Annotated in this window: 21 protein-coding genes; 11 read left to right on the top strand and 10 right to left on the bottom strand. The window is 62.5% G+C overall.

What is annotated here, in order from left to right:
• The first annotated feature begins 4 nt into the window (after positions 1-4).
• Complete coding sequence (locus IPP68_02585; protein ID MBL0349248.1) at positions 5-1,015, top strand: HAMP domain-containing protein; 1,011 nt, start codon at positions 5-7, stop codon at positions 1,013-1,015.
• A gap of 32 nt (positions 1,016-1,047) precedes the next feature.
• Positions 1,048-1,272: a hypothetical protein gene (locus tag IPP68_02590; protein ID MBL0349249.1), complete on the top strand. Its 225-nt coding sequence runs from the start codon at positions 1,048-1,050 to the stop codon at positions 1,270-1,272.
• A 78-nt stretch (positions 1,273-1,350) separates the two neighbouring features.
• Here IPP68_02590 and IPP68_02595 read toward each other — a convergent pair whose 3' ends face one another.
• The 10 genes from IPP68_02595 to IPP68_02640 all read right to left on the bottom strand — a co-directional run bounded on the left by IPP68_02595 (position 1,351) and on the right by IPP68_02640 (position 10,080).
• A complete protein-coding gene (locus IPP68_02595; protein ID MBL0349250.1) occupies positions 1,351-2,250 on the bottom strand; it encodes a DUF4340 domain-containing protein in 900 nt (299 codons plus the stop codon).
• Positions 2,243-3,847, bottom strand: a complete 1,605-nt coding sequence (locus tag IPP68_02600) for a GldG family protein (protein ID MBL0349251.1) — start codon at positions 3,845-3,847, stop codon at positions 2,243-2,245. Before IPP68_02600 ends, IPP68_02595 begins: the two co-directional genes overlap by 8 nt.
• Positions 3,844-4,560 carry an ABC transporter permease subunit gene (locus IPP68_02605; GenBank protein MBL0349252.1) on the bottom strand — a complete coding sequence of 239 codons (717 nt, stop codon included), beginning with the start codon at positions 4,558-4,560 and terminating at the stop codon, positions 3,844-3,846. The genes IPP68_02600 and IPP68_02605 overlap by 4 nt, the downstream gene beginning before the upstream one ends.
• Positions 4,557-5,489, bottom strand: coding sequence for an ABC transporter ATP-binding protein (locus IPP68_02610; GenBank protein ID MBL0349253.1), 933 nt, complete (start codon positions 5,487-5,489; stop codon positions 4,557-4,559). Before IPP68_02610 ends, IPP68_02605 begins: the two co-directional genes overlap by 4 nt.
• Before the next feature lie 53 nt (positions 5,490-5,542).
• Positions 5,543-6,529 (bottom strand): hypothetical protein, encoded by a 987-nt coding sequence (locus IPP68_02615; GenBank protein MBL0349254.1) that lies wholly within the window; start codon positions 6,527-6,529, stop codon positions 5,543-5,545.
• Complete coding sequence (locus IPP68_02620) at positions 6,513-6,989, bottom strand: zf-HC2 domain-containing protein (GenBank protein MBL0349255.1); 477 nt, start codon at positions 6,987-6,989, stop codon at positions 6,513-6,515. The genes IPP68_02615 and IPP68_02620 overlap by 17 nt, the downstream gene beginning before the upstream one ends.
• Positions 6,986-7,642 carry a sigma-70 family RNA polymerase sigma factor gene (locus IPP68_02625; GenBank protein MBL0349256.1) on the bottom strand — a complete coding sequence of 219 codons (657 nt, stop codon included), beginning with the start codon at positions 7,640-7,642 and terminating at the stop codon, positions 6,986-6,988. Before IPP68_02625 ends, IPP68_02620 begins: the two co-directional genes overlap by 4 nt.
• Positions 7,643-7,767: 125 nt before the next feature.
• Positions 7,768-7,905 carry a hypothetical protein gene (locus tag IPP68_02630; protein MBL0349257.1) on the bottom strand — a complete coding sequence of 46 codons (138 nt, stop codon included), beginning with the start codon at positions 7,903-7,905 and terminating at the stop codon, positions 7,768-7,770.
• Between the two features lie 40 nt (positions 7,906-7,945).
• Entirely contained in the window at positions 7,946-9,430 is a 1,485-nt protein-coding gene (locus IPP68_02635) for a PIG-L family deacetylase (protein MBL0349258.1), read from the bottom strand.
• On the bottom strand, positions 9,427-10,080 hold the full coding sequence (locus IPP68_02640; GenBank protein ID MBL0349259.1) for a GNAT family N-acetyltransferase: 654 nt from the start codon (positions 10,078-10,080) through the stop codon (positions 9,427-9,429). Before IPP68_02640 ends, IPP68_02635 begins: the two co-directional genes overlap by 4 nt.
• A gap of 153 nt (positions 10,081-10,233) precedes the next feature.
• Here IPP68_02640 and IPP68_02645 point away from each other — a divergent pair, with 153 nt between their 5' ends.
• The 9 genes from IPP68_02645 (at position 10,234) to IPP68_02685 (ending at position 25,307) form a co-directional block, all read left to right on the top strand.
• Positions 10,234-14,181: a hypothetical protein gene (locus IPP68_02645; protein MBL0349260.1), complete on the top strand. Its 3,948-nt coding sequence runs from the start codon at positions 10,234-10,236 to the stop codon at positions 14,179-14,181.
• Positions 14,178-15,767 (top strand): hypothetical protein, encoded by a 1,590-nt coding sequence (locus IPP68_02650; GenBank protein MBL0349261.1) that lies wholly within the window; start codon positions 14,178-14,180, stop codon positions 15,765-15,767. The genes IPP68_02645 and IPP68_02650 overlap by 4 nt, the downstream gene beginning before the upstream one ends.
• Positions 15,737-18,127 (top strand): penicillin-binding protein 1C, encoded by a 2,391-nt coding sequence (gene pbpC, locus IPP68_02655; protein MBL0349262.1) that lies wholly within the window; start codon positions 15,737-15,739, stop codon positions 18,125-18,127. The genes IPP68_02650 and pbpC overlap by 31 nt, the downstream gene beginning before the upstream one ends.
• Positions 18,128-18,158: 31 nt before the next feature.
• Positions 18,159-19,403, top strand: a complete 1,245-nt coding sequence (locus IPP68_02660; protein MBL0349263.1) for a hypothetical protein — start codon at positions 18,159-18,161, stop codon at positions 19,401-19,403.
• A 37-nt stretch (positions 19,404-19,440) separates the two neighbouring features.
• Entirely contained in the window at positions 19,441-20,286 is an 846-nt protein-coding gene (locus IPP68_02665) for a DUF4846 domain-containing protein (protein ID MBL0349264.1), read from the top strand.
• The gene (gene mutY / locus IPP68_02670) at positions 20,273-21,388 is read left to right on the top strand and encodes an A/G-specific adenine glycosylase (protein MBL0349265.1); all 1,116 of its coding nucleotides are present in this window, start codon (positions 20,273-20,275) and stop codon (positions 21,386-21,388) included. The genes IPP68_02665 and mutY overlap by 14 nt, the downstream gene beginning before the upstream one ends.
• On the top strand, positions 21,381-22,583 hold the full coding sequence (locus tag IPP68_02675; GenBank protein ID MBL0349266.1) for an aminopeptidase P family protein: 1,203 nt from the start codon (positions 21,381-21,383) through the stop codon (positions 22,581-22,583). Before mutY ends, IPP68_02675 begins: the two co-directional genes overlap by 8 nt.
• 106 nt (positions 22,584-22,689) lie before the next feature.
• Positions 22,690-24,099 (top strand): ATP-binding protein, encoded by a 1,410-nt coding sequence (locus IPP68_02680; GenBank protein ID MBL0349267.1) that lies wholly within the window; start codon positions 22,690-22,692, stop codon positions 24,097-24,099.
• Positions 24,100-24,191: 92 nt separating this feature from the next.
• On the top strand, positions 24,192-25,307 hold the full coding sequence (locus tag IPP68_02685; GenBank protein ID MBL0349268.1) for a VWA domain-containing protein: 1,116 nt from the start codon (positions 24,192-24,194) through the stop codon (positions 25,305-25,307).
• The last annotated feature ends 72 nt before the right edge of the window (positions 25,308-25,379 follow it).

A 25,379-nucleotide genomic window follows, 5' to 3' on the forward strand; every position in this document is an offset into this window, starting at 1 on the left:
TCCCATGAAAATCCGCACCAAGATCGCGTTCTCGTCCCTTTTCTTCCTGGCCGTGTCTTCCGGCGTGGGCGCCTGGTGTTATTTGAACATCCAAAAAGAAGAGCGGGCCTTTGACGACAGCCGTCGGGCGGCCCGAACCCGGGCGGCGGTGGCCGATATCGATTACTTCGTCACCCGGCGGGTGCGGGCCCTTCAAAACTACGTGCTGCTCAACGACGAGGCGGAAAAACTTCAATTTCAACAGGCGGGGACCCAAGTGCTCCAGCGCCTCGCCGTTTGGCGTAAATCCGCGGTTCGTCGGGAGGCCAACGACCCCGACCTCCCCGCGGTCGCCGCGGCCTTCGACTCCTTGTCCGGTCCATCGGAAAAAATCGATGCGCTGATGGAGAAGGGGCGGCGAACGGAAGCCATGGCGCTGGTGGAATCGGATTTTGTGCCGGCCAGCGTCAGCGCCCTCAAAGCCATCGCCGACGCCAAAAATCGGTCCGAGGCCTCGGCCATTCAGGCCGAGCAGGACATGACGGCCGAACTGCGACGAAATCATTGGTCCCTTTTGGCGGGCGTGGGCCTGGTGGTGTTCTTCGGGTTGGTGTTCTTGGTTTCGTTTTACCGTTCCGTCATTCACCCCATTCAACTCATGAAGTCCTGGGCGGACCGGGTGGCTCAGGGAGAACGAAACGTTCCCTGGCGCTTCCCGGGGAAAAACGAACTGACCGATTTGGCGACCAGTTTGGGCGAAATGGCGATTCAGTTGACCCGGCCCAAGGCCGCGCCGCCCCCCGCCCCGGCGCCGGCCGCCGCGCCCGCCCGAGGCGCGATGCCGCCTTCGGAAGCGCCGGCAAAAGCCCCGCCGGCCCTCGATCTTCCCATCGCGCCCGCTCCGGTCCCGGCGGCCAAAACGCCGCCGCCCCCTAAAATCCAACCCGAGGAATTCGAAGAGGCGGTGGAAGGATTTCGGGAAATCTTGGCGCAGATGGCGGGGCAAACCGTTTCGAAATCCCACAAAATCGGCTGACCGGTCGGTCGCCGCCGTGGTACAATACACCCATGTTCACCCCCAACATCGATGAGAACGGCCGCCGGGCTCGCGCCCGGGGCGGATGGATTTTTCTGATTTTGGCCCTGGGAACGGCGGCGTTTCTCCCCCGCCCCTGGACCTGGAGCACCGGCGCCCTTCCGATTGGTTTGGCCGTGGCCGGGCTGTTTATGCTCTTTGAGGCGCGCCGATCCTGGTGCGCCCTCCGAGCCTGCGGCGTCAAAACCCCCCTCTAAAAAACCTCGGACGTCCCTTCGGCGTCCATCGCCCGGAGAACGATTCCCCGGGCCGATTTTCCCTCCGATGACGGACCGTTAATTTTTGAGGTAGGTTTTGGCTTGGAAGCGTTCCGGGGAAAAATGGAACGCCGGTAGGGAAAAAAGGGAGTCGCAACCGTCGCGCTGGACGAGCACCCGCTGGGTCTTGGGGTTTTCCGGGCCGACCCGAAGGGTTTCCGACCGGCCCGAGGCGTAGCGCACCGTGAGGCGGAGGGTCGGGGGGCGTGGGGCCTGGCCGGCAGCGAGGGGCGGATCGATGAAGTCGTCCGCCATCAGTTCCCGCAGGGCTGCCAGAAAAGGAGCGACCTTCTCCGTCGAAGCCGGACGCCCGTTGACCGTCCAGGCGTCGGAATCTTTAATCAACGCGAAGGCGCCGCCCCGGGGCTCCGCCTTGACCTCGACGATATCTTCCGACGACGCCGTCAAGAGTCGTTTCTCCCGCCAGGCGTTTAAATTCAAATCGATGCCGTCCCGCGTCCACCCCCCCACCCGATAAACCGCGTCGGTTGTCGGCAACCGAACATAGGCGTGGTTCCCATCGGAGCTCGTTTTGCCCAAAACCCATTCGAGGGGCTCTTTGGCCCCCGGCCCCCAAAGGCTCACCCGCACCCCCGCCGCGTCGGTCACGTCGTAGAGTCCGTGGCTTTCCGCGCGCCGCGTCAGGACATCCCCGCCGGTGATCCCCCGGAGGCCGGCCAGGAAAGACGCCACCGCTCCTTCGTCGGCGGGGAAATCCATCGGTTGGCGCAGGCGCCAATGGTCGTTGGCGTATTCAAAAGTGGCGGAGAATGGCGGCCGGGCGATGACGAGCTTTTCCAGACGCTCGGGAACGACCGGAAGGGGGGGCTTCTCTTCCGGTCGGGGAATTTGCGTTAAGGCGTAGACGAGCGCCAAGACGCTCACCAGGACGGTCAATCCACGCAACCATTTAGGCACGGGGCGCCTCCGGTCGGGCGTAAACCCGCTGAACGTGCGCTCGGAGAATTCGTCGGTGGCGCCAATGGAAGAAACCGGCCAGCACGATCAACGTCGGGATCAGAAAATACCCCGCCGCCTTGGCCGCCCGCCGGATTCCGTTCGACACGGGCCGGAGCGGCCGGAAAGGGGAGTCCTTGGGCGGAATCGCCAGATAGTTGCTCTCCTGGGTCATCCAATGGGCGAGGGCCAGAATGGAGAGCGCGTTGCCTTCCGGGTTCGGCACCTGGGGGTTGGCGAAAAAGGAAGTGCCCAGGACGACGAGGCGAAGGTTTGCGATGGGCCGGGCGGGGGTCCGATGGGTGGTGGTGGATCCTTCCACCACCACGGCCAGAGGGAACGGACCGAGTTGGTCGCTTTTGCCGGATTTGGCAAAAGTCGCCGGAGATTCGGATTTTAACTGCGTGAACAGACTTGGCGGGTCGACGTTGTAGAGCCCAGGCCAAATCCAGCTTTTCGCCGAAGAGCGGGCCAGGACCGTGCCCCGCAGGGTCGACGGTCCGTTGAAATTAAACGACAGCGGGTTGGCGTAGGGGAAGCCCAGGACGTCCAGGTCCCGGGTGGCCAGGTGCTCCTTGTTTAAATCGTTGGAAAGGACGAAAGGCCAGTATTTGACGTAGAACGTCGTTTGGGCGCTTCGCATGGCGATGTTCTGGCACTGTTCGTCCATCAGGAATTCCCGGCTGACGTTCACGCCGTAGTGCTCCAGCCAGGGTTCCAGCCCGGTCACTTGAGCCATGGACCGGAAATTCTGGGGCATGATGACCCGGCGATTCAAGGCCACCACCACCGGGATTCCGTCCACCAGGGCTTGGTCCAGGGCGTCAAGTTCCGCCGGGGTCAGGGAACGTTGGGGACCCAGGAGGAAAATGCCGTCGGGGCGATGGACGAGGGAGGCCGTGCTCAGGGCGGGGGTGTCCACGATGAATTCGTCGAAGAGTCGGCCCGCCGGTCCCTGGCGGATGAATTCGGGGGACACTTCCTGGTGGTTCGAGATGAAGTAGAGGGTCTTTTTGGATTTCTGCGTCATCGAGCGGACGCGGCTGGAAATTTCGTATTCCAGGTTGTCCGTTTCCTTGACGAAGGGGATGACGTCCTGCTTGTCCTGATAAAAGAGCGCGAGGCCCATGTACCCCTCGCGGACTTGGAATTGATCGGAGGCCACCTGGGTGAATCGGCCCGGTTGGATGTTGAGCCGGCGCGTTTCCAGGACCCAGGCGTCGGATTCGTCCGGGGATTTGATGTCGACCGTGACTTTCCCGCGACCGGCCGAGCGGTATTCGTGAAGAAGTTCCCGGAGGTACCGGCCCTGGCTTTCGTAGGGCTGGGGCAAACCCGGCGAAAGGTAAAGCCGAAGGATCACGGGGTCTTCCAGGGAATTCAACAACGACCGGGTGGCGGGCGAAAGGGAATAACGGCGGTGGCTCGTCCAATCCAACCGAACGAAAAACCGATCCGCCAGCAAGTTCACGAAAGTCAAAAGGCCCAGGGACAGGGCCAAGCCCGTCCCCGACAGGAGGCCCAGACGTCGACGACGTTCGGCGGCGGGGGTCGTCATCGCCATCGCCGGCTGTTGTAGCCGGCCAAGGTGCCCGCCAGGGCCAGCGCTGTTCCCGACAGAAAATAAAGGATGTCCCGGGAGTCCACGACGCCTTTCAAAAAGCCGTCCAGGTGGCGGTCCACGCCCAAAAAGGCCAGAAGAACCCCGGGGGCGCCCGGGACAAACTGAGCGCTTTTTCCCACCAGGTAAAACGCGAAACAAAAGAGGAAGCCCAGGAGAAAAGCCACGACCTGGCTGCGGGTCAGCGCCGAGGCCAACAGGCCCAACGCCGAGAAAAAGACGCCCAACAAGAGGGCGCCGACGTAGCCCGCCAGGACTTGGCCGACGTCGGGCGGACCGAGGAACAGCAACAGGACCGGATAAACCAGCGAGAGCCCGAGCATCACGATCCACACGGCCAGGGCCGCGGCGTATTTGCCCAGGACGATGTCGACGTCTTCCAGGGGCAAGGTGGCGAGGTTTTCGATGGTCCCGGTCTTGTATTCCTCGGCGAACAGCCGCATGGTGAAAGCGGGCAGGAAGATGCCCAGGAGGAGCGGCAGGGGGCCGAAGAATTCCTCCATCGTCGCCTGATTCGAGAGGAACAGGGAGGAGGTCCAGAACCAGCCGACCAGGATAAAAAACAGCCCCAAGGCGATGTAGGGCGTCGGGGAATTGAAGGATTCCTTCCATTCCTTTCGCGCCAAAAGACCCGCGCGCCGCAGGTTCATGCGCCCTCCCCCGTCAGTCGCTCAAAAATATCGTCCAAGGACTCCGATCGTCGGCGCAGTTCCAGGAGGGCCCATCGGCGGTCGACGGCGAGGCGCACCAGGGGATCGCGGGGGTCTTCCGCGGCGGTCACGTGATAGCCCGTCGCCCCCGGTTCCGTTGCGTCCGCGGTTTGGACGGCGGTGACGCCGGGCAGTTTTTCCAAGGCGTCGGCCACCTCCCCGGCGGGGCCCCGGAGTCGAACGTAGACGGTTTCGGTCCCGGTCCGGTGGGCCTGAAGATCCGCCACGGTTCCCTGGGCGGCGATCTTTCCTTGGTGGATGATCAAAAGGCGGTCGCACATTCGCTGGGCTTCCGGCAAAATGTGGGTCGAGAGCAGGACCGTTTTTTTCTCTTTCAAGCGAAGGATCAAGTCCCGGACGTCTTTTTGCTGGTTGGGGTCCAAGGCCGAGGTCGGCTCGTCGAGAATCAGGATTTGGGGGTCGTGGAGGATGGCCAGGGCCAACCCCAGACGCTGACGAAAGCCTTTGGAAAGCTCCCCCACGTCCTTGTGCATGACGTCGGTCAGCGCGCACTCCTCGACCACCGGTCCCCGCCGTTTGGCGAGGAGCGCGGCGTCCATGCCCCGCAGGCGGCCGAACAGGTCAAGGCATTCCCAGACGCCCAGGGATTCGTAGAGGGGGTTGATTTCCGACAGGTAGCCGATGCGCCGGCGGGCTTCCAGGGGATTTTCGAGGACGTCGACGCCGTCCAGGACGACGCGGCCGGCGGTGGGGGGAAGGTAGCCGGTCAAAATCCGCAAGGTCGTGCTTTTCCCGGCGCCGTTGGGACCCAGGAGGCCCACGACTTCCCCGGGTTCGACTCGAAAGGAAATGCCCGCCACCGCGCGGGTGGGGCCGTAATCTTTGATGAGGTTTTGAACGTCGATCATGGGGGTGGCATCAAAAACCGATGGAAAATTTTACAAAAAAACGGCATGGATCCTTACGGAAAGCGGCGCCACAGTTCGTTCAGAAGTTCCGCGGTGTCGTCCCCGATCACCGTCCGATACACCCCGTCCCGACGGCCGTAGACCACGCGGGCGGGAATGGAAACGTCCAGGAGCCGGGGTCCCGCGCCGGTGGACGTGACCGCCCCCGCGGGAACGCGCACCGGGCGGCGGGTTTCGAAAATCGAAACGACGGCCAATCCGTCGGAATAGGACAAGTGGGTGACGGTTTCCCCTTGAACGTCGAATTGGCCCCGGTTTTCGAGGGAGAATCCGAAGGGAAGTTCGGTCCGCTCCGTGGACGCTGCGCCGGCCGGTTCGGAACGCCCCGCCCAACCGCAATCGTCGGTTCGTTGGGCGTCGTCGGATTTCAAGTTGAAAAACCCCTCTTCAAAGTCCACGTCGGGCTTAAACCGGACGAAGCGCACGGCGGCGGCGTAGGGGGTGCCCGGTAGAAAACGGCGGCTGGCCAGGAGGACGCCCGTGGCCTGGTCGAACCACAGGGTTTGGTGGGGTTTGCCGGCGTCCACGGGGGTCAACGTGAGGGCCCAGGCGGGCCGGCCGGCGACGTCGGCCTGGGCGGGGGCCGACACGCGGTAATTTTTGGAAAGGCGCGCGAAGGCCCGAGTCGATTTATCCGCCGCGGGTTGGCGGTGGGCGGGCCCTCGCCAGGCTTTTCCTTGGCGGGGGAAAAAAACGATTTCGTCCGTGCCGCGGCCCAAAATGACCCGTTGGACGCTTCCGGCGGGGGAGAGGTATTCGAAGCGGTAAAGGCCCGGCGCGGCCACGTAAATCCGGGCTTCTTCGGCGCGCACGCGGCCGTCGCCCCACTGGGTGTACGCCAACTCGCCGGCGTACGCCCGGGATTCGTCGTTCAGGGCCCGGCGCATCAATTCCTCGGAAGAGGGGGCCGCCGCGCAACGAAAAACGGCGGCGACCAGCACGACGCCCGCTCCGGCGAGATTGTTAGTCGTTCGTCCCATTGTAGGAGGCCAACTGCGCGGAAAAATCCGACGCGTAAAAATCCGAAGTCGGAACGGGACTGTCCGACGCCGTTCGGGCGTGGGCGGCCAAAAACGGCTCCAGACGGAGCGTTTCCTCCTCCGCCCGGCCGCCCCCAAACCCCCACCACGCCAGACCGACCGCCAGGGCGGCCGCGGCCACGGCGCCCAAGGGAATCCAACGGGGCCCCCGAAACCACAGAGCGGTCCATCGTTCGCGCCAGCCGATTCGAAGAGTTTTGCGGATCAGTTCGGTTTTGAAGGCGACCGGCATCGCGCGCCGGGGGGCCGCCGCCAGGGTCGACTTGATCCGTTTCAAATCCGACAATTCGGCGCGGCAGTCCCCGCAGAGCGCCAGGTGCTCTTCCAAAAGGGCGATTTCCTCGACTTCCAAAACGCCGTCGGTCAGGGCGGACAGCAAGGAGTGGGGGTGGGCGCTCACAGGGGATCCTCGGAGGTCTCAAGTTCCCTCGCCCCGGGGCGGCCTCCGGTCGTTTGGGCGGCGAAGAATTGCCGCAGCCGGCGCCGTCCCTCGTGAAGACGGGAACGCACGGTGCCCAAGGGGCAATCGAGAATTTCCGCGATGTCGTCGTAGGAGTAATTTTCCAAATCGCAGAGGACGACGGCGGATCGGTACAACGGGGGCAGGTCGTTCAACGCCCGTTGCACCGCGCGGTCCCGTTCGGCGCTCATCAGAGTGTCGAGCGGGTTCGGGTCCCGGCCGACCAGGGTCTCCGTGAGGGGGATCCCCTCCGTCGCCGCGTCGTAGGAAATCGAGTGCCGGTGCTCGTAGCGCCGGACGTTGTCCAGGAAATGGTTGTGGAGAATGCGGCACACCCAGGCGTCGAAGGGGCGGGCGAAATCGAACCGGTCTCGGTGTTGGAAGGCGCGGGCGAAGGCCTCTTGGGTAAGGTCCCGGGCGTCGGCTTCGTTGCCGGCCAGGCGCCAGGCGAAATTAAAAACCTTGTCCCCGTGCCGTTCCATCAAATCCCGAAAGCGGTCCGCGTCGAGCGCGGCCCCGGCGGCGGAGGCCGCCGCGAAGGCGTCGGGGGTCATCGTGCCGATCCGCCGTTGCGGGAGAGCGTGGGTGGCCATGGCGTTTTCACCTTTCTCGGACAGACCCCGTTCGGGGAACGACCCGGCGCGGGAGTCGCCCGGGTCGTTCCCGTGGAGCTCGAGGTCCGAAGCGCCGGTCGAATCACGATCGGCCGTTGTTCAAGTTATTTCGACACCGGGGCCGCGGCGGGCGCGGCGGCGGTTGATTCCGTCACCGGGGTCGTGGTCGTTCCTTCGGCCAAAAGCGTCAAACCGGAAAGCGCGCCGACGAACAGGATCGAAACAAGCAATGTCTTTTTCATTTGATTCTCTTTTGCGGGCGGGGGAGTCCCCCGCGTTGCTTCAACGGTCGTGGCCGTCGCTTTCCATACGTTCGGATGGATCGGAAGTTCGGCGCCCCAGCTCCACAATGTGCCAGGTGGCCCAATTCAAGGGCAAGGACACAAAAAGAGATCGAGAACTCAATAGGATTCGGTCGGGGTCCCCTATCAATTCCAGGGGGATCCAGAGGGTGATTCGCCGGGGTTCCCGGTCCACCTCGATGGATTTCCAAGGCAATTCCCGGCCCTGGTCGAAGACCCGATGCCGAAGGGCGCCAAAATCGATTCGCAGCTTGGGCATGTGTTCGAAGGGAACCCCCGCCCGGTAGCCGAAGGCGAACACTTGAACCCCCGTGCGATTGCCCAGGGGGCGCTGGTAGGCCACCGTCACCACCAATTTGCCGTTTTGAACGCTGACCGTTTTCGTTTCGACCCCCACGAATTTGGCGCGCTCCCGGTCGGAATCTTCCGGGGGCGGCAAGCCCTTTTTGTCCAAATCCAAAAGGGGAAAATCCCCGAACAGCTCGTTGGTCCGGATGAAAGAAAGAAGGTAATTTCGATCGTAGGCGATTTGGGTGCGATGGCGTTCGAGGGCCCGCCGCTTGCCTTCCCGTCGCTCCGCGGAAACCGGAAACGTTTCCCATTGGGCCAGGGCGCGAAAGGCCCCGGGAGGGGCGAGAGGTTGATCCGGGCGATGGCCGGGGGGCGACGGCCAATGGCGCAAGTGCACCAAATACGGGTACACGGTCGGGGCGAAGTCCGGTCCCAGGTCCCAGAGGGCGACGTTCAAAAAAAGGGGCAGGGATCGATGATCGGGGTGCTGGTCCCCCGGGTGCGAAACGAAGATTTTGGTCGGGCGAAATTCCCGGAGAAGGGATTTCAGGTCGTTGACGACTTCCTCCCCTTTGTAGGGAGCGCCGGGCCGGTAGGCATTGGCGTAAGGAACTTTGGACACGCGGGTGAGCATGCTCCGGTAAGGCGGTCGGCCGTCCCAGCGGGAGTTCCAAATTTTCAACGTCCCGTAGTCCGGGTATCCCAGGAAAGTGAGGGACGCGCTGCTGACGCCCAGGACGCCCATCCCCGCGACGGCCTCGTGGTGACGAAGGAGGCCCATGTTCTGCATGGCTTTTCGCCGAAGGACCGGGTGTTTTTTGTACGCCATGAAGGCCCACTCGTAATTGTCGCCGTAGGTGAAGTACACGACGCGGAGGGGGAGGCCCCGGTCCACCGCTTCCTGAATCAAACCGCCGCAACAGAGGATGTCGTCGTCCGGATGGGGCGCCAGAACCAACAGCCGGTCGTCGTCCCGCAGGGCGACGGTCGTGGTGGCCAAACGCACCTCCGTCGGCGCCGCCCGGGGCCGCCGGGGGCGGGGGGATTTTTTTCGAGCGGTCCGGACGGCGGGGGCCGCGGGAGAAGACGGGTCGCCGGGGCCCCCGGCCGCGATCTCTTCTCCGAAGATCCCGGGCGCCAGGAGCATCAGGGCCAAAAGGATCATTTTCTTCAAGGGAGGTCCCGAACGAACAAAGCGACCTCGTGGACGGGCGGTTCGCCGGGCAGGAACCCCGGGAGCCGGCGGCGTCCCTCCTCCCGAAAACCGGCGGAGGAGAAAAAGCGGAGAGCCTCCGGGTTGTCGGCGCGGGCGGCCAGGTGGACGCCCGACGATCCCTTTTGCCGGGCGTGTTGGAAGAATCGTTCGATCAGGGCTTTTCCAAGTCCGCGTCCCCTGGCCGACGGATCGAGGTTGAGGTGCAGATGGGACGGCCAACGGTTTAAAAGCCCGGGAGTCCGATAGTTCCCGGGGGTCCCGGGGCGGATCAAACGGGCGATCAAGGCCCAGGCGGTCGGTCGAACGAAGAACCCCCGGAGCGCGGCCCGTCCAAAGGCCCGGGGGACCACGCGGCCGGACATGTCCCGCAGGTAGCGCCGAGTGTCCAGGCACCCGGTGAGATACCCCGCGATGTCCCCGGCCCGCTCGGCGACGAAAAGGGCCTCGGGTTCCCGCTCCGCGTAATAATCCGTCAGCAGGTCGGCCAGCAACGCGGGGTCGCCGGCCAACCCCGGCGAAGGGTTTCCTCGATCGGCGGTGGAGACGGCCAGGCGTCGCAACGCCGTCCGATCTTCGGGCGCGAAAGGCCGGACGATGGGATCCGTCATGGGACGTTATTTTATCACTTCCCCGCCGAGCCCCCGGCTCCCGGGCGATTCGCGCTTTTCGGTGGCCACCGGGGCAACGACAATCTATACTTGTTCCCGTGCCCCGGACCGGGGCCCCTCGAGACCTCGGGGAACCCTTTTAAGGAGCGTTCGATGACACGATCGTGGCGAAGCGGCGCGGCGTTGGCGTTGGCGGTGTTGGCGGCGGCGGGCTGCGATCGTTTGCGGCGCCCGCCCGCGGTGAAACCGCCCGATCCCCTCTGGGGCCAATACATCGCCGGCCACACCGTGGGCATCGTTTCCCGGAAAACAAAAATCGCGGTGCGTTTCGCGGTGGATGTTTTCGACAAGGAACGCGTCGGCCAGGAAGCTCCCGGCGTACTGGATTTCGATCCGTCGATCCGCGGAACGGCCACCGTGTCGGACCCCCGCGAGGTGGTGTTCATCCCGGCGGAAGATTTGACCCCCGGGGCCTTTTACAAAGTCGCGGTGCACCGAAAAGCCCTGGGCAACCTTCCCGAAAAACTTGACGACTACGAATTCGTTTTCCAAACGCTTCCCCGGACCTTCGAGGTGGAAATCGGCGGTTTGACGGCGGAGGACACCGACGGCTTTATGGCCTTGAGCGGGGTGTTAACAACCGCCGACGCCGAAGAAGCCGAGCCGGTGGAAAAAGTGGTGTTCCCCCAATGGTCCGGCGCGCCGTTGAAGGTGACCTGGACCCACGACGCCGAAGGGCGGCGGCACGAATTCACGGTTCGCGGCCTTAAACGCGAAGCCGACGCCCAGTCCCTCCACGTCAACTGGTACGGCGGCCCTTTGGGCGTGGAAAACCGCGGGGAGCGCACCATCGAAATCCCCGGCTTGAACGATTTTAAAATCACCAACTTCCAAATTGTCCAGGCCGAGGAGCGTTATTTTGCGGTTTATTTTTCGGACAAATTGGATCCGCGTCAAAATCTAAAAGGATTGATTCGCGCCAGCGTGTCGCCCTTCACCCTCCGCGTGGAAGGCAACGTGGTGAAAATTTATCCGGACCGGCGGACCTCCGGCAAGGTGACGGTGAACGTCGAAGCCGGCGTGCGCAACGCCGCCGGTTTCGCCTTGAAGGAAGGACGGGCCGAAACCCTCTCCTTCGTGAGCGAAAAGCCCCAGGTGCGCTTTTCGGGCCAAGGGGCGATCCTGCCCGACAACGACGTCCTGTCCATTCCCTTCGAGGTGATGAACGTTCACTCCGTGCAGGTGACGGCGTTCCAGGTGTACGAGGACAACATCGGCCAGTTCCTCCAGGGCAACCGCCTGGACTCCGACACCGAGTTGGGCCGGGTGGGCCGCCACCTGTGGCGGAAAACCCTGCATTTGTCGGCGGCCAACCCCGACCAATGGCAGCGCTATGAACTGGACGCCACGGATCTGCTTAAAAAGAATCCGGGCGCGCTCTTCCGTCTGACCCTCTCCCTCAACCGAAGCAATTCCGATTTCGCCTGTTCCGAACAAGACAGCGCCGTGCCGGTCAAGACCGAGTCCACCCCCAAAAACCAGGACGACATTTATTGGAACGAAGGGTCCGGCTGGGACGGCATTGAGAACTGGTATCAGGACGGCAATCCCCAGTGGACCGACCGGGAAGACCCCTGCAAAGACGCCTATTTCATATTCGGCAGCGGCGTGAAGGACGCCCGGAACTTTCTGGCCTCGAACATCGGACTGTTGGCGAAAACCGACGCAACCGGACGGGTGACCCTCGTGGCCACCGATCTGCGAACGGCGGCTCCCCTGTCCGGCGCCGCCTTGTCGATCCGCAATTTCCAGAATCGGGAAATCGGGTCCGGACGCACCGACGGCGACGGGTTCGCGAGCGTGGCCGTGACGGAAAAACCCTTTTACGTTGAGGCCGAGAAGGACGGCGGCAAAGGCTATTTAAAGATGAGCGACGGGACGGCCCTGCCCACCAGCCACTTCGATGTGAGCGGCGAAAAAGTCCAGGAAGGCCTGAAAGGATTTATCTACGGCGAACGCGGGGTTTGGCGTCCCGGCGACGACATTCATTTGGTCTTCGTCCTGGAGAACAAAAACCACGTCGTCCCGGACGACCACCCGGCCACCCTGCGGCTTTCCAATCCCCAGGGCCAACTGGTGGACACGGTGACCAACGCCCGGCCGGTGAACGGTTTTTACCGCTTCGATCTCAAAACGGCGGAAAGCGCCCCCACGGGCACCTGGAACGCCGAAGTCCAGTTGGGCGGCAGCTCCTTCTCCAAGGCCCTCAAAATCGAAACCGTCGTTCCGAACCGCCTGAAAATTGAATTTTCCGTCGGGGAGGAGCCGATCCCGGCGGGGGATTTGAACGGCACCGTTTTTTCCCAATGGCTCCACGGCGCCACGGCGTCGGGTCTCAAAGCCGAGGTGGCCGTCCGCTACAAGTCCCAGGGAACGCGTTTCGCGCGCTTTGAAGACCATCTCTTCGACGATCCCACCCGGGAAATCAAAGGGAACGAGGAAACCCTCTTCGAAGGCCGCCTGGATCCCACGGGGCACCTCGCTTTCAATTCCGATCTGGCGACGGACGCCCCGGCCCCGGGCATGGTCTCGGCGCAATTCAAGATCCAAGTCTTCGAAGAGGGCGGCGCTTTCAGCGTCAGCCAGAAGGCCTTCGACTTCGCCCCCTTCAAGCGGTTCGTCGGTTTGAAACTGCCCAAGGGCGATCAGGTGCGCAACATGCTGTTGACGGATAAAACCCACGCGGTGTCCTTGGTGACGGTCAACGCCAAAGGCGAGCCGGTCAAAGTGCCGAAGCTCAAAGTGGCGCTCTATAAAGTTCAGTGGCGCTGGTGGTGGGATCAAACCGGCGAATCCTCGGCCCAGTTCAACACCGGCGAAGAAAATCACGTGATCAAGGAAGGGACAACGTCCACGAAGGCGGACGGCCGGGGGTCCTGGGAGTTTGAAGTCAAATACCCGGACTGGGGCCGTTACCTGGTCCGCGCCTGCGACGAAGAGGGCGGCCATTGCACGGGCCAATACCTTTACATCGACTGGCCGGGCTGGGCGGGGCGCGCCCAGGAGCAGTCGGGCCCCGGGGCCAGCGTGCTCTATTTCTTTTCGGACAAGTCCAGCTACGCCGTGGGCGACACCGCGGTGCTTCAATTGCCGGACGCCTCCCAGGGCCGGGGTCTGATGACGGTCGAAAACGGCAGCCGGGTGTTGGAAAAACGCTGGATCGAATTCACCAAGGGCAAAACCAAATTCGAATTGCCCATCACCGACGAGATGACCCCGAACGTGTACGTGTCGGTGGCGCTCCTCCAGCCCCACGCCGGCAAAGACAACGACCGGCCCCTCCGCCTCTACGGGGTGATCCCCCTCCGCGTGACGGACCCGGACACGGTGCTTCAGCCCGTCGTGAAGGCCCCCGAAGAGTGGCGGCCGCTTTCGGAGGCCACGGTCACCGTCTCGGAAACCAAAGGCCGTCCCATGACCTACACCCTGGCCATCGTCGACGAGGGGCTCCTGGGCCTCACGGGGTATTCCACCCCCGACCCCCACGATTATTTCTACCGGAAGGAGGCCCTGGGGGTCAAAACCTGGGACCTCTTTGATCTGGTGGTCGGCGCCTACAGCGCCAATTTGGAACGGCTGCTCGCCCTGGGCGGAAGCGACGCCCTGGAAGGCAAGGACAACAACCAGGAAACCCGGCGCTTTCCGCCGGTGGTCCGCTTCCTGGGCCCCTTCGCCTTGGGCAAAGGCGATTCCCAAACCCACAAGGTGGACCTGCCCCAGTACATCGGCCAGGTGCGCGCCATGGTGGTGGCCGGGCGGGACGGGGCCTACGGGCGGGCGGAAAAATCCGTTTTCGTCCGGGAACCCCTGTCGGTCCTGACCACGCTCCCCCGGGTGGTCGGCCCCGAGGAGCGGGTGACGGTGCCCGTCAACGTCTTCGTGATGAAACCCGAGGTCAAGGACGTGTCGCTGTCCATCGACACGGACGATCGCTTTGAGATCATCGGGTCCAAGACGGCCCAAATGGCCTTCGCGCAACCCGGCGACGCCCTGACCTTCTTTACCCTGCGCGCGGGGCTTCGGACGGGTCGGGTCGCGTGACCGTGTCGGCCGCGGGCGGCGGTTCGTCGACCCGGTCGGAAACGCACCTCACGGTCCGGGCGGCCAACCCGCCCACCGTGGAAACCCGGGGCGGCGCCGTGGAGGCGGGGCAAACCTGGACGGAAACCGTGGTCCCCCACGGACTGCCCGGCACCAACGACGTCCATCTGGAAGTGTCGGCCCTGCCGCCGCTCAATCTGGAGCGGCGACTGGGCGAATTGATCCGCTACCCCCACGGGTGCGTGGAGCAGGTCACCTCCTCGGTCTTCCCGCAACTTTATTTGCCGGACCTGGTGAAACTCACCGACGCCCAAAAGTCCGAGGTGGAAAAAAACATCAAGACCGGCATCGATCGCCTTCGGGCCTTTCAGGCGCCCAACGGCGGGTTCGTCTACTGGCCGGGCGCCCTGTCGGGCGGTCCCGACGATTGGGCCACCAACTACGTCGGTCATTTCCTGATGGAGGCCGAGAAGAAAGGCTACGCCGTGCCGGCGGACATGCGGGCCGAATGGATCAAATACCAGAAGGGCCAGGCCCAGGCCTGGACGCCCGGGGACCGCTGGGGGGCCATTGAACAGTCCTTCCGCCTCTACACCCTGGCCCTGGCGGGCGACGCGCCCCTGGGCGCCATGAACCGGTTGAAAGAATCGACCGGTTTGGCGTCCCTGGCCCAATGGAATTTGGCCGCGGCCTACGCCCTGGCCGGCCAGGACAAAGCCGCCCGGGAACTGGGACAAGCCACGCTTGAACCGGAAAAATACGATTCCGCCGGTCCCACCTACGGGTCGGCCCTCCGGGACCGGGCGATGATCCTGAACGCCCTGGCCCATCTCAAGGATTTGGACCGGGGCCGCTCCCTGGCCCAGTCCATTTCCGCCGACCTGGTGGCGGAGCGCTGGTTGGGAACCCACGAGACCGCCTACGCGCTTTTGGCCATGGCCCGCTATTTCGGCGCCGACGCCTCGGCCGAGCCGCCGTCCTTCAACTGGTCGGTGGGAACCGGCGCGGCGTCGTCGGTCACGGGCGAAGGGCGCATCTTCTCCAAGTCCCTCCCGGACTTTCCCGCCGGGGGAGCGCCCGTGACGGTAAAAAACACGGGGTCCCGCCGCCTCTTTACCTACGTGACGGTGCGGGGCGTGCCCAAGGCCGGCGAAGAAACCGCCGCGTCCTCGGGCCTCGAGCTCAGCGTCGTGTATTTGAAGAACGGGGATCCGGTGGACGTGGCCTCCGTCAAACAAGGCACGGACCTGACGGCGCAAGTGACCGTCCGCAACCGCTCCGGCGCCAAGTTGGACAATTTGGCCTTGACCCACATCGTACCCTCGGGATGGGAAATCCAAAGTCCCGCCTTTGAAGGCGGCAGCACGCTCTACAAAGGGGTGGAATTCCGGGACGTGCGGGACGACCGGGTGAACAGTTACTTCTCCCTGGCCCCGGGCGCCGCGCTGACCTGGGAAGAGCAATTTCACGCGACCTACGCCGGGCATTTCTACCTGCCCGCCGTCGCCGTGGAGGCCATGTACGACGCCGCCAAGCACGCCCGGACGACGGGGCAATGGGTCGACGTGACGCGTTCCGAAAAATAGCGGCCCGGGGGCGGCGCGGCCTGACGGCCGCGGCCGCGGCGCTCGCCGGATTCGCCCTTCTTTCGATCGCGGCCCTTCCCCGGCCGTTGTTTCGCGAACCCGCGTCGACGGTCCTTCTGGGCCGCGACGGTCGACTGCTGTCGGCCAAAATCGCCGCCGACCAGCAGTGGCGTTTTCCGCCCTTGGACCGCGTTCCCGCGAAATTCAAAACCGCCGCCATTCAATTCGAGGATCGACGCTTCGAACGCCACTGGGGCGTGGATCCTTTCGCGGTGGCCCGGGCCCTGCGGGAGGCGGTCCGTCGGCGTCGCGTCACCAGCGGCGCCAGCACCCTTTCCATGCAGGTCATCCGACTGGCCCGGGGCAACCCGCCCCGGACCCTCCTCGAAAAAATCTGGGAAACGTTCCTCGCTCTGGGCCTTGAACTCACCCATTCCAAGGAACGAATTTTGGCTCTCTACGCGGCCCACGCGCCCATGGGGGGGAACATCGTGGGGCTCGAGGCCGCCTCCTGGCGTTATTTCGGCCGGGCGCCGGAAAGCCTCTCCTGGGCCGAAGCGGGCGTCCTGGCGGTGCTGCCCAACAGCCCGGCCCTCATCCACCCCGGCCGAAACCGCGACCGCCTTCGGGCCAAGCGGGACCGTCTGCTGAACCGCCTGCACGTCGCGGGATATATTTCCGCCTCGGACCTTCCCCTGGCCCTCGCCGAGCCCCTGCCCGACGCTCCCCTGCCCCTTCCGGCCCACGCCACCCGCTTGCTGGACACGTTGATCAAAGACCGGGGCCTGGCGGGACACCGGATTCATTCAACCCTCGATTCGTCGGTTCAATTGGCCGTCGAGGACCTCGTGGCTCGGCGGGCGGAGAATCTCCGCGCCCGGGACATTCAAAACGTCGCGGCCATCGTCATCGATCACCGGGATTTTTCCGTGCGGGCCTACGTGGGGAACGGCGGAATTGACGACGGGCGGGAAGGCCGGAGCGTCGACATCGTTCAAAGCCCCCGAAGCACCGGCAGCACGCTGAAACCCTTTCTCTTCGCGGCGGCCTTGCAGGCCGGGGACATCGGTCCGACCACCCTTTTGCCGGATTTGCCGACCCAATTTCCGGGTTTTCACCCGGAAAACAACGACAATCGTTATCGGGGCGCGGTGCCCGCCCGGGAGGCCCTGGCCCAATCCCTGAACGTGCCGGCGGTTCGCCTTCTTAAGCTCTACGGGGCGTCCAAGTTTTACGCCTTTCTGAAAAAAATGGGATTTACGACGCTCTTCCGTCCGGCGGATCAATACGGGCTGAGCCTTATTTTGGGCGGGGCCGAGGCGACGCTCTGGGACTTGTCCGCGGCCTACGCCAATTTGGCTTCCTTGGCCGGGGGACGGGGGCGGACCTTTCAATCCACCTACCGGTCGCTTCGAATTTTGGAAAGCGATAGGGCGGACACGGACCGAAAGATGGATTTTGGCCCGGGCGCGGCCTGGCTGACCGAGGCGGCGCTGACGGAGGTGGTGCGCCCCGAGGACGAATCCCACTGGCAGGCCTTCGCCAGCGCCCGCCGCATCGCCTGGAAAACGGGCACCAGCCAGGGCTACAAGGACGCCTGGGCCCTGGGCTCCGACGGAAGCCACACCGTGGGCGTCTGGGCGGGAAACGCCGACGGGGAACCTCGGGCCGGTCTGACCGGCACCCTGGCCGCGGCGCCCCTGCTTTTCGACCTGTTCAATCGGCTGGGCGCCGGGGGCTGGTTCGCCCGCCCGGATTTCGACCTGGAGGAAACGGCGGTCTGCCGGGACGACGGGTTTCTTCCCGCGGCGGAGTGCGCGACCGAGAAGCAATGGATTCCGGCCGACAGCCCCTTCGACCGTCAAAGCCCCCATCACCGGCTATTGCATTTGGACGCGACCGGCCGCTGGCGGGTGCACGACGGCTGCGAGGCCGTGTCGAAGATGACGGCGCGGTCCTGGTTCGTCCTTCCGCCGGGCCAGGAATTCTTCTACCGGACACGCCACCCGGAATACCGCCTGCCCCCGCCCTACCGATCGGACTGCCGGGACGACGCGCCCGAAGCCGAAGACTCTTCGCCCATCGACTTGCTCTATCCCGACGAGGGCGCCCGGGTCTACGTCCCGACGGATTTGGGCGGCCAACGGGGCCGGGCGCTCTTCGAGGCGGTCCACCGAAGGGCGGCGGAGGTGCTCTATTGGCATTTGGATGGGCGGTTTTTGGGTACGACCCGGCAATTTCACCAGCAGGCGCTGGATTTGACGGCGGGGGTTCACGAACTGACCCTGGTCGATCGGGAAGGCCACCGTCTTCGCCGCCGGTTCGAAGTGTTGAGCGCCGGGCGCCCGGCGACCCGATGAAAGGCGCGGTGAATTTTATTAGGATGGGACCATGAGATATTTACTCGCCCTCGCCGCTCCGTTGTTTCTCTTCGCCTGTTCGAAACCCGATCCGACGAAATTTAATTTCAAAACCCACAACATCGCCGAGAACGGGCGCGCCTACGGGATCGCGGTCGGTCCCGCCGGGGACGTGTACCAGGCCGGTAGCTCTGTGACGGGGCGGTATATTCCGGGCGGCCCAATCAACGGTTCTCTTTGGATCGGGCATTGGTCCCCGGACCTTCGTTTGCTCAACGCCCGATCCATCGACGGATTGTTCCCGGGCCAGGACGCCGCCTATGGCGTGGCGACCGATCCGGCGGGGAACGTCTATGTCGTGGGATTCGTCGCCGTCTTGAGCGGGGGCGAAGCCCTCTGGGTCGGGAAGTTCGATCGAAGCCTCAACCCCCTCCAATCCTTCACGGGCCAGAGGGGCGTCGAGGGTCAACGGAAATACGGCCAAACCATCGTCGTGGGATCGGAGGGAAACGTCTTTGTGGGCGGCTGGGTGGGCTACCGGCCATCGGAGGCCAACGAGGCTCTGGGCGAAAACGTGGCCCATTACGGCCGGGGCCAAATCCCCTGGCTGGCGAAATTCACGTCGGAGTTGACGCCGCTCAACGAGGTTTTTCGGGACGACGCCGGGAGCGGGCCCCAGCGGGTTTGCGCCCTGGCCCCGGACCCGGCGGGGGGCGTCTACGCGGCGGGCGCCATATCCAGCCGCTCAACGTCGGGGGAACGGCGCTGGTGGGTGGCCCACTACGACCGAAACCTTGTTCTCCTCGGCGAATACGCCAGTCCGGCGGGGGGGGATTTCGAAGCCCGGGGCGTGGTGCTGGCCGAAGACGGGAGTCTTTGGTTGACGGGTCACGAGGGGCAACACGGTTTTGTCGCCCATTTGTCGGGGGACCTCAAGGTCTTGTCCCATCGGTATTTTGAACCCAAACCCCTGCGGGCGGCCCCGGTGGTTCGCCCCTTGGGACTCGCCTTGGCTCCCGGCGGCCTCTGGCTGGCGGGGTTTTTAACGGAGATGGACCGGAACCGGGACGACGAACCCCAAAGCGCCTTCCTGGCCCAAATCCCCCTGGAGGAGGGCGCCCCTCTCTCCATGGATTACGTGCGCACCGAGGGCGATCGCACCTTCGGCTGGGGCGTGGCCGCGGACAAAGACGGGAACGCTTTTGTTTCCGGCACCTTTCACCGGGAACGGGACCGGTTCGACCCGTTGCTCGCCCGGGCCCCCGCCCGTCGATAAAACCGATCCCCTTCCGTCCCTTTGGTAGAATGACCCCATGGGCCGGTCCCTTCGCTTGCCGCTTTTTCTTTTTGGATTCCTTCCAATCACCGCTTCCCTCCGGGCGGAATCGTACCCCTGGTCCCACGCCGTTGAGGGCGGGACGATCCAGTCCCGGTTTCAACCCCCCCGGGGAACGGCTCGACTTTCACCGCCGGTGAATTCTTTCGGGGCCTGGCTCCAAGGCTTGCCGTTAAAACCCGGTCGCCCTCCGGTTCACCTGTATGACGGGTCCCTCAAAAATCGGCAGGACCTCCACGCGGCCGTGGTGGACATCTCCGTCGGGAACAAGGATTTGCAACAGTGCGCCGACGCCGTCATTCGCCTTCGGGCCGAATACCTCCACGCGGCGGGCCGGGACGCGGACGTTTGTTTTCGATTCACCAACGGCGATCCCTGCCCCTGGTCGCGATGGTCCGGGGGCGATCGGCCCTCGGCCCTGGGTTCCCGGGTGGCCTGGTTCCACCGGGCTTCCACGGACACCTCCCGGGCTTCCTTTGAAAATTACCTGTTCACCCTTTTTCGCTGGGCGGGAACCTTGTCCCTCAGCCGGGAACTCGCGGCGGTCCCCAGCGGACGGCCGCCGGAAATCGGCGATGTTTATATTCAGGGCGGCTCCCCCGGCCACGCGGTGATCGTCGCGGACGCCGCCCGGGGACGGGACGGGTCGACGTGGGTGATCCTTCTTCAAAGCTACATGCCCGCCCAGGAAATTCACGTGCTGAGAAATCCCGACACGGGGGCCCCCTGGTTTCCGGCCCCGGCCGACGGGTCCATGAACTCGCCCCAATGGGAATTCCCGGCCCATTCGCTGAAACGGTTTTCAGAACATGGCTGCCCTTAAAGCCGAATTTTTTCGTACGCGGCTACTGGCCTGGTACAAAAAGCACGGCCGCCACGACCTCCCCTGGCGGCGGGGGTTTCGGTCGCTTCGCGACCGCCCGCCGTCCTTGAGCTCTGGGAAAGGGCGGTCGGGCCCGGATCCGTACCGAATCCTGGTATCGGAGCTCATGCTCCAGCAAACCGGGGTCCAAACGGTCATTCCCTATTTTCACCGATTCTTAAAAAGGTTTCCAACTTTTAAGATTCTGGCCCGGGCCCCCCAGGAAAAAGTCCTGGAGCGTTGGTCCGGACTGGGCTACTACGCCCGGGCGCGGAATCTGCAAAAGGCCGCCCAAAAAATCGTCGCGGAACACGCCGGGCGCTTGCCCCGCACCCGGGCGGAGGTGGAGGACCTCCCCGGAGTGGGGCCTTACACCGCCGGCGCCCTCTTATCTTTTGCCTACGATCAGCCCGAGGCCCTGGTGGACGGAAACGTCATCCGGGTTCTGTCCCGGGTCTATGGAATACGCCGGAACACGAAAGAGCCCCCGGTCCTTAAGAAAATTTGGGATTTGGCCCGGACGTTGGTGCCGCCCGATGGCGCGCGACATTTTAATTCGGCCCTCATGGACCTGGGGGCCACGGTGTGCAAACCCGCGAGTCCCGATTGCGCGGTTTGCCCCCTGGCCGCCCGGTGTTGGGCGAACCGGAAAGGTCGTCCATCGGACCTCCCCGTGGTCGGGGCCGATGGTCCGAAAAAACTACTGCACATCCACGCGGCCATCGTCGAGAAAGGCGGCCGATGGCTCCTGCGCCGCCGCCCGGCCACGGGCCTTTACGCGGGGCTCTGGGAGTTCCCGGGGTTGGAATTTAAAGATCCTCCGCCGACGGCCCAGGTGGCTCGTTTTCTTCGGGACCGATTCAACGCCGCCCCCTCTTCGCCCCGACCCCTGGCCGCCCTGCGGCACACCCTGTCCCACCGGGAGATCGTCGTGCATCCCTGGCGTTGCACGCTGGAAAAAACGGCTGGGGGAAACCGATGGTTCCCCGCCAAGGACATCAATCGCCTGGCCATTTCCAGTTTAACCCGCCGCGTGTGGCAACAGGTCCGATTCCATGTCTGACCGTCCCTCGAAATCCAAATTCCTCCTCGGGCCCGTTCAAAAAGCCCTCCGGGAGGAGGGCATCGACGGTTGGCTGCTTTATTTTTTCCAAGGCAACGACCCGCTGGCCCTTCGACTTCTTCGGGTGCCCCCAAAAAAGTTTTTCACCCGCCGCTGGTACTACTTCGTGCCGGGCCGGGGCGCGCCCGTTAAATTGGTTCACCGCATCGAGCCCGACGCCCTCGATCACTTGCCGGGGCAAACTCTTTCCTACGCTTCCTGGCGGGAGCTGGAAGCGGGCCTGGGCCGGGCCGTTCGGGGCGCACGTCGAGTCGCCATGCAATATTCCCCAAAAAACGCGGTACCCACCCTTTCCCGGGTCGACGCCGGCACGGTGGAACTCGTGCGCTCCCTGGGCCCCCGGGTCGTATCCTCCGGCGATTTGGTTCAGCGGTTCGAGTCGGTTTTAGCGCCCCGCCAATGGGAACAACACCGGACCACGGCCCGGCATCTTCATCAAATAATTCTCAAGGCTTTTGATTTCATCGCCCGTTCCGTTCGAGCGAAGGTGAGAACCACGGAGTTCGACGTTCAGCGTTTCATCCTTCGGGAGTACGTCCGCCGAGGTTTGGTGACCAACGCCGACCCCATCGTGGCGATCAATAAGAACAGCGCCCAACCCCACTACGCACCGACCTCGGTTCGGCACTCGCCCATCAAAAAAGGCGATTGGGTCCTGTTGGACATCTGGGCAAAGCCCAAGGGCCCCGACGCGGTCTACGCCGATATCACCTGGTGCGGTTTCGTCGGGAAGAAGACGCCGGAGAAATACGAGCGGATTTTTCAAATCGTCCGCCGGGCCCGGGACGCGGCCGTGGAGTTCGTCTCGAAGCGGCTCAAGGCGGGGAAAGCGGTTTATGGTTGGGAAGTGGACCGCGCCGCCCGGTCGGTCATTGAACGGGCCGGTTACGGCAAAGAGTTCATTCACCGCACCGGCCACTCCATCGGCACCGAGGACCACGCCAACGGCGCCAACATGGACGGCCTGGAGACCCGGGAGCTCCGCCACATTTTGCCAGGCACCCTATTCTCTATTGAGCCAGGGATTTATTTAGAGAATTTTGGTGTTCGAAGTGAGATCAATGTTTTTATTGATGGAATCAAGCCGGTAATTACAGGGGGTCCCGTTCAATGCCGAGCAGTAGAAATTTTTTGAATTGTATTCCGTTTACTAACAAATGTTTTCAGGAAATTTTTAATTAGAATCAATCGGTTGATCTTATTTTGTTTGCATTGTATAATAAGATTAGTTAAATGATCTTATGAGGGAAATTCCGAAAGAACAAATAATTCGCCGAATCCAGGCAGAAAATATTTGGTGGGGTTTAAAACACCAAATCAACGATACATTTTATGGCATGCGACGAAGAGCGTATTTCAAACTATTTATGCCGCTCGTTGAAAAATTGAATGTAAAAAGAGCAGTTGTCCTAATGGGTCCGAGACGTGTAGGAAAAACCGTCATGATCCATCAGGCGGTACAACAGCTAATTGAAACGGGAATTGATCCGAGGCAGATTTGCTACATCTCCGTTGATGCGCCATTGTTTAATGAGTGTGGACTGGATGATTTTATAGAACTTTTTGAAAGTGCCAGTGGTGCAGATTTAAAATCAAAGCAAGCTTTTCTTTTCCTAGACGAAATTCAGTATCTCCGTAATTGGGAAACTCAATTAAAGAACTTGGTGGACACAAAACCCAATATTCGGTTTGTTGCCTCAGGTTCCGCCGCCGCGGCGCTGCGCTTAAAAAGTCTTGAATCGGGAGCCGGCAGATTCACGGAATTCCTATTGCCGCCGCTGACATTTCACGAATATTTGGACCTCTTGGAAAAAAATGTATTGGTCAAGCACAATGAGGAAACAGATTGGTTCGAAACAAATGACATTAATAACTTAAATTCTGAATTCATGAGTTACCTTAATTTCGGAGGGTACCCCGAAGCAATATTCTCTGAGGCGATCCGCGCAGACCCAGCGAGATTTATTAAGAGTGACATCGTTGATAAAGTTCTTCTCCGGGATCTCCCCGGATTGTATGGCATACAAGATATTCAAGAATTGAATTATTTGTTCACAACGCTGGCGTTCAACACCGCCAACGAAGTATCCCTTGAGGGGTTGGCAGAAAAGTCGGGAGTGGCGAAAAATACCATCAAACGATATATCGACTATTTGGAAGCGGCCTTTCTAATTAAAGTGGTCCACAAAATTTCACATAATGCACGTCGATTCCAACGTGCAACGTCATTTAAAGTTTATTTAACCAACCCATCCATTCGAAGCGCTCTTTTCTCTGCTATTGAAATCGATGATCCTGCCATGGGCTATCTTGCGGAAACCGGGATATTTTCTCAATGGTTTCATAATACATCGGATGTCCTATATTACGCGCGCTGGAAAGACGGGGAAGTCGATATCGTGAGTTTAGACCACAAGCAAAAACCAAGATGGGCTGTTGAAGTGAAATGGAGTGACCGGTGTGTCGATAACCTCAGTGATCTCAAGAATGTATTGAACTTCTGCAAATGGAACAAACTCAGTGAAATTGCGGTTACAACAAGGACGGCAACAGTTTTCAAGCATGTGGATCAGCTCCGCATTAAATTTATTCCAACGGCATTGTATTGCTACACCGTTGGACATAATTTAGTTAATCGACTACAACAATAGAACGACGGCTAGAAATTAGCACAAGCCACCACCACGGAACTTTCTGATATGTTTGGTGTCATCTGGGGTAGGAACCACCCCAGGAGGCTGTCATGAAAAAGATTCTCGCCCTCGTTTTAAGCGTCTTCTCGCTCCCCCTTTACGCCCATCCCGTCGATCCGCGTCCCGATAAGCCGTTGGTCCAATTGGCGCTCCTGCTGGACACTTCCAACAGCATGGACGGGTTGATCGACCAAGCCAAATCCCAGCTCTGGCGCATCGTCAACGACCTGGCCGGGGCCCGTTGCCGGGGCTACGCTCCCCGGATCGAAGTGGCCCTCTACGAATACGGCAACGCCGGCCTGCCGGCCGGGGAACGTTACCTCCGGCAAGTGGTGTCTTTCACCGGCGATTTGGACCGCATTTCGGAAAAACTCTTCGGGCTTCGCACCAACGGCGGCGAGGAATACTGCGGCGCGGTCATCAACGACGCCGTCAAAAACCTTCCCTGGGACACCCGGTCTTCCACCTATAAAACTCTCTTCATCGCCGGCAACGAACCCTTCACCCAAGGGGAGGTGAGCTACCGGGACGCCATTCAGCGGGCCGTGGGCCGGGACATCCTGGTCAACACCATCTTCTGCGGCGACCGCCGGGAAGGGATTGAAACGTCCTGGGCCAACGGCGCGGAACGCGGCCGGGGCGCCTACCTGACCATCAACCAGGACCAGCAAATCGCGGTGATGCGCAGCCCCTACGACGATGAAATCGAGCGCCTGGGCCGGGCGTTGAACGACACCTACGTCTACTACGGGTCCCGGGGCCGGGAAGCCGCCCAGCGCCGCGCCTTGGCGGACGAAGGCGCCGTGGCCGCGGCGCCCGCCGGGGCGGCGGTCGAACGGTCGCTTTACAAATCCAAAGGCCAATACGCCGAATCCATGAACAGCGTGGACGCTGTGAGCGGCGTGGCCGGCGGCACCCTCAAGGCGGGGGAACTTAAGAAGGACGACCTCCCCGCCGAATTAAGGGAAAAAGGCGATAAAGAGTTGGAGGAAGCCCTGCGGGCCAAGGGCGCGGAGCGGGAACAGATTCAAAAGCAATTGAACGCCCTGGGATCCAAGCGGCAATCCTTCCTGTCGAAAAAATCCGCGGGGAACAAGGACAGCCTGGACCAGGCGGTCCTGAACGCGGTCCGGTCCCAGGCGTCTAAATTCGGGTTCACCTTCTAATCGGACACCACGAGGCAACGCGCGCGGCCCCCGTTGAAAAACGGGGGCCGCGCGTTTCCCGGAAGGGGTCGG

It is taken from the genome of Elusimicrobiota bacterium (assembly GCA_016722575.1).
Lineage (GTDB): Bacteria > Elusimicrobiota > Elusimicrobia > FEN-1173 > FEN-1173 > JADKIY01.